Consider the following 4343-nt stretch of genomic DNA (forward strand, 5'->3'; position numbering starts at 1 on the left):
CCCTCCCAGGGCACCGCGACGGTCGCGGCCGTCAGGCCCCGTCCGCCCGCGAGCGCCTCCGCGAAGGTCCGCTCCGGCAGCAGCGCCAGATGAGCCACGGAGACGATGCGCATGCGCGGATCGCGGTCCAGGGCGCCGAAGGTGTAGAGCTGTTCGAGGCGCGCTTGCGGGATCCCGACCTTCTCCCGCAGGACCCGCCCGGCCGCCGCGTCCAGGGTCTCGGCGATGCCGACGAAACCGCCCGGCAGCGCCCAGCGGCCGGCATGGGGATGCTGCGTGCGCTCCGTCAGGAGCGCGGTCAGGCGGCCGGCGCACAGGCCCAGCAGGACCAGATCGACGGCGAGCGCCGGCCGCGCGTAGGCGGCGGGGTCGTATCCGGCGAGGAACTCGGGTTCGGTCATGGCGTCAACTATGCTCAACTTGAGCATAACTAAGACGCAGATTGCGCATAAGTCAAGGACCGAGCCGATTCAGTCTGGAAGAGAGACTGCGCCCTGCGGTGCGGAACGCAGCGTGGCTTGTCCGCCTCGCTCCGGCGGCCAAGGGCGGCGGGTCGCTCTGGAGGCCGCGCCGGACGGCAGCTCCGATACGGATCGGGCGGTCATCGTCGCCACGAACGGCCACGCGATGTTCTACCCGGCGAAGGCTGTGCTCGCGCATCGGGAGACCCGCGGCGGGCAGGCCTGATCGAGCGGCTCCCCCCGTGTGCGATATCCGACACTTCGTATTGCGACCGTTGGACAGGGTATCGATGGACCAAACGCTGATCTAAAAAGCCCTGCCGGATGGCGAATACGGGATCGTATCCCCGTGTGTGACCCAGGTGAGAGGCGATGCAGGACGACGACAGGACGGATGCCGGCGGCGGCGCGAATCCTCCCGCCGGAGCAACGAACAATCCTTTGATCGCGAAGCTCGAGAGCCTCGCCAAGCTCTCGGAGGACGACAAGGACGTTCTGCGGCGGATCAGCGCGAACCCGCAGGTCGTCCAGCCCGGGACCGCCCTGATCCGGGAGGGCGACAAACCGGACGGCGTCTACCTGATCCTCGACGGCATCGCCTGCCGCTACAAGCTCCGGGCGAGCGGCGCGCGCCAGATCATGGCCTACCTGGTTCCGGGCGATTACTGCGACCTCGACGTGGCGCTGCTGAAGGCCATGGACCATGCGATCGGCACACTCTCCACGTGTCACGTGGTGCGGATCGACCTCGACACCATCCAGGGCCTGCTCGACCGCCATCCCGGCATCACCCACGCCCTGCGGCTGGCGACCCTGGTGGACGAGGCGACCCTGCGCGAATGGCTGGTCAATATCGGCCGCCGCTCCGCGGACGAGCGCATCGCGCATCTGCTCTGCGAATTGCTGTTGCGGCTGCGCGCCGTCGGCCGCACGGCCGGCCAGGGCCAGAGCTACGCGCTTCCGATCACCCAGGATGACATGGCCGACACCATCGGGCTGGCCGCCGTACACGTCAACCGCGTCCTGACCAGCCTGCAGCGGCGCGGCCTGATCGCGTTCTCGGGGCAGCAGGTGACGATCTTGGATCTCGTGGGTCTGGAGGCGTTCGCCGAGTTCAAGCCGAACTACCTGCATCTCGGAGGGAGGGACGCGGCATGAGCCTACGCCTTCAACCCGTGCAGGTCGGCACCGGGAGCGAGGATCAGGAGAGCCAGCTCGTCTTCCACGAAGGCTTCCTCGTCGCGGTCCTGGTGCGACTCTCGGAGATGCACGAGGCCGATGCCGGCAAGTGGTTCCTCGAGGCCGGGTTCGGCATGGTGGACGATCCGTGCCCGCCGACCTTCGCCGACATCGATGCGGCGCAAGACTGGATCTGCGGGCGACTTGGTTTGCAGGTCGTCTGAATCAGCCCCTTCGAGGTGTTTGGCTGAGAGCCAGGATAGGGCGTTGAGCCGGTCTGCACGGCCCTTTTCCCGGGCGCATGCAGCGTCAGCGGAATGCGACCCGGGACCCAGCACACGACGGCGCGCAGCGTCCGTTCGATCAACCCGTGCCGCTGGCGCGGCGCTTCGTGTGCTGGGTCCCGAATCAGGTTCCGCTTCGCATCACCTGTCCGGGAAAGGGAGGCGCGTGATCTGCTCGGGTGACAGCCGAAACGGTGGCACGGAAGCAGGAAATGGGTCGCAGAAAGCGATCCTTCCTCCACGGATCCCGGGTTTCCGCTTCGCGGCCCCGGGATGACGAGGCTGTTTTCAGAATGGCCTCTGCAAAGTCCAGGGTTCACCAGCCAAGCGGGACAGTCCGATGCCGACCGCTGCTGCAAACACCTTGAAAGAGCTGGTCGTCTGAATGCGATCCGCGCCGGGCGTGGTCGGGCGGGGAGCAGCTGTCGGACCTTGCCATCGAAGGGGCGGGCTGCCGCGGCCTGAATTGGCGTGCGGCGGCAACCACCACGGATGCGCTTCACCGGGAGCCAACCGGAGCCTGAACGAAAAAACATGCACTTCCGCACTAGACGACCGGTCTAATCAAGGCTATCTCAGCGTCATGGCACGCCTCAACGCGCATACCGACACCCGGCAGGAGATCCTCGACACCGCCTACGGTCTGGTGGGCGCGAAGGGGTTTTCCGGGGTGGGGCTCAACGAGATCCTGGTTTCGGCCGGGGTGCCGAAGGGCTCGTTCTACCATTACTTCGGCTCGAAGGAGGCGTTCGGCGAGGCACTTCTGGCCGATTACTTCGAAAGCTACCTCGCCGCGCTGGATGCGACCCTCGCGGAGCCGGGGCTCAACCATGCCGAGCGCCTGATGAACTACTGGCGCAAGTGGCAGGCGACGCAGGGCAGCGTCGATTATCAGCGCAAGTGCCTGGCGGTGAAGCTCGCCGCGGAGGTCTCGGACCTGTCCGAGGCGATGCGGCTCGCCCTCAAGGGCGGGACCGCCGGGATCATCGAGCGGCTGGCCCGGGCGATCGAGGCGGGGGCCACGGAGGGCTCGCTGACGGTCGCGGGCGCGCCGCACGCCACCGCCGAGGCGCTCTATCACGTCTGGCTCGGCGCGAGCCTGATGGCGAAGATCGTGCGGACCGACGCGCCGTTCGAGGCCGCGATGACGACCACGCGACAGATCCTCGGACTCGCCTGACGCGAGCCCGAGGACCGACACGGACGGCCGAACCACGCGTGCCTGTGCCCAAATTCAAGACGACTGGTCTACTCATAGAAACGATGAAGCCTCCCCGAATCCGTGGAGGTCCGGACACCACGCAAGGAGCGCGCTCATGCCCCACGGAACGAAGATTTCGGCCCTCCCCGCCCTCGTCACCGCCGGGTTGATCAGCGCCGCCCTGCTCGGCAGCTCCGCGGCCACGGCGCAGGAGCGGATCACCCTGGAGACCATCGGCGCCGTCCGCATGGCCAGCAGCAGGCTCGACGACGGCCGCCACGTGAACCCGCAGCTTCGGCCGGTGGAGGCGGCACCGGCACGAGAGCAGCGCGCGGACGACCCGGCGAAGGCGCACTGACGCCGCCTCGGCGTCCCCGACCCATTTGAAATCCGGGCCGACCGATCGGTCGATCGGCCGCCGGACGCCCCCCTCCAACCTGGACGATCACGGAGAACGACGATGAAGATCCTGATGGTGCTGACCTCCCACGATCGGCTCGGCGACACCGGCCGCAAGACCGGCTTCTGGCTGGAAGAGCTCGCCGCGCCCTATTACGTGTTCAAGGATGCCGGCGCGGAGATCGTGCTGGCCTCGCCCCAGGGGGGACGGCCGCCGCTGGACCCCAAGAGCAGCGAGCCGGGCGCGCAGACGGACGCGACGCGCCGCTTCGAGGCGGACGCGGACGCGCTGGCGGCGCTGGAGACCACGACCCGGCTCGATGCCGTCTCCCATGAGGCGTTCGACACCGTGTTCTATCCGGGCGGCCACGGTCCGCTCTGGGACCTCGCCGAGGACCCGGCCTCGATCAAGCTGATCGAGACGACGCTGGAAGCCGGCAAGCCCGTCGCCCTCGTCTGCCATGCCCCCGGCGTCCTGCGCCACGCGAAGGCCCGCGACGGGACGCCCCTCGTCCAGGGCAAGGCGGTGACCGGGTTCACGAACACCGAGGAGGAGGCCGTCGGCCTCACCCGGGTGGTGCCGTTCCTGGTCGAGGACGAACTCCGGCGCAACGGCGGCCGGTTCTCCAGGGGCGACGACTGGGCGCCGTACGTGGTGGCCGACGGGTTGCTGATCACCGGCCAGAACCCGGCCTCGTCCGAGCCCGCCGCTGCGCGTCTCCTCGCTCAGCTCGCGAACGGCTGACGACACCGCCCTCCGTCGCGGCACACCGTCCGGCCGCGCATCCGCGCGGTCGGCGACCGGCCCCGGGGCGATGC

7 protein-coding genes are annotated in these 4343 nt (G+C 68.6%); 6 read left to right on the forward strand and 1 reads right to left on the reverse strand.

All coding sequences use genetic code 11. The annotated features are described in order from the left end of the window. On the reverse strand, positions 1 to 401 hold a 401-nt coding region (locus FV228_RS21630), incomplete at its 3' end, for an NUDIX domain-containing protein (RefSeq protein ID WP_147856490.1). A 112-nt stretch (positions 402 to 513) separates the two neighbouring features. Here FV228_RS21630 and FV228_RS33310 point away from each other — a divergent pair. From FV228_RS33310 to FV228_RS21655, 6 genes are all read left to right on the forward strand, one after another. After that, complete coding sequence (locus FV228_RS33310; protein ID WP_187277857.1) at positions 514 to 687, forward strand: hypothetical protein; 174 nt, start codon at positions 514 to 516, stop codon at positions 685 to 687. A 215-nt stretch (positions 688 to 902) separates the two neighbouring features. Beyond that, positions 903 to 1619 carry a Crp/Fnr family transcriptional regulator gene (locus FV228_RS21635; protein ID WP_246693983.1) on the forward strand — a complete coding sequence of 239 codons (717 nt, stop codon included), beginning with the start codon at positions 903 to 905 and terminating at the stop codon, positions 1617 to 1619. Then, on the forward strand, positions 1616 to 1864 hold the full coding sequence (locus FV228_RS21640; RefSeq protein ID WP_147856492.1) for a hypothetical protein: 249 nt from the start codon (positions 1616 to 1618) through the stop codon (positions 1862 to 1864). The genes FV228_RS21635 and FV228_RS21640 overlap by 4 nt, the downstream gene beginning before the upstream one ends. A gap of 643 nt (positions 1865 to 2507) precedes the next feature. Further along, positions 2508 to 3104 (forward strand): TetR/AcrR family transcriptional regulator, encoded by a 597-nt coding sequence (locus FV228_RS21645; RefSeq protein ID WP_147856493.1) that lies wholly within the window; start codon positions 2508 to 2510, stop codon positions 3102 to 3104. A 136-nt stretch (positions 3105 to 3240) separates the two neighbouring features. Continuing rightward, a complete protein-coding gene (locus FV228_RS21650) occupies positions 3241 to 3483 on the forward strand; it encodes a hypothetical protein (protein ID WP_147856494.1) in 243 nt (80 codons plus the stop codon). Between the two features lie 102 nt (positions 3484 to 3585). Next, complete coding sequence (locus tag FV228_RS21655; RefSeq protein ID WP_147856495.1) at positions 3586 to 4269, forward strand: type 1 glutamine amidotransferase domain-containing protein; 684 nt, start codon at positions 3586 to 3588, stop codon at positions 4267 to 4269. Positions 4270 to 4343: the final 74 nt, after the last annotated feature.

It is taken from the genome of Methylobacterium sp. WL18, assembly GCF_008040015.1.
Lineage (GTDB): Bacteria > Pseudomonadota > Alphaproteobacteria > Rhizobiales > Beijerinckiaceae > Methylobacterium > Methylobacterium mesophilicum.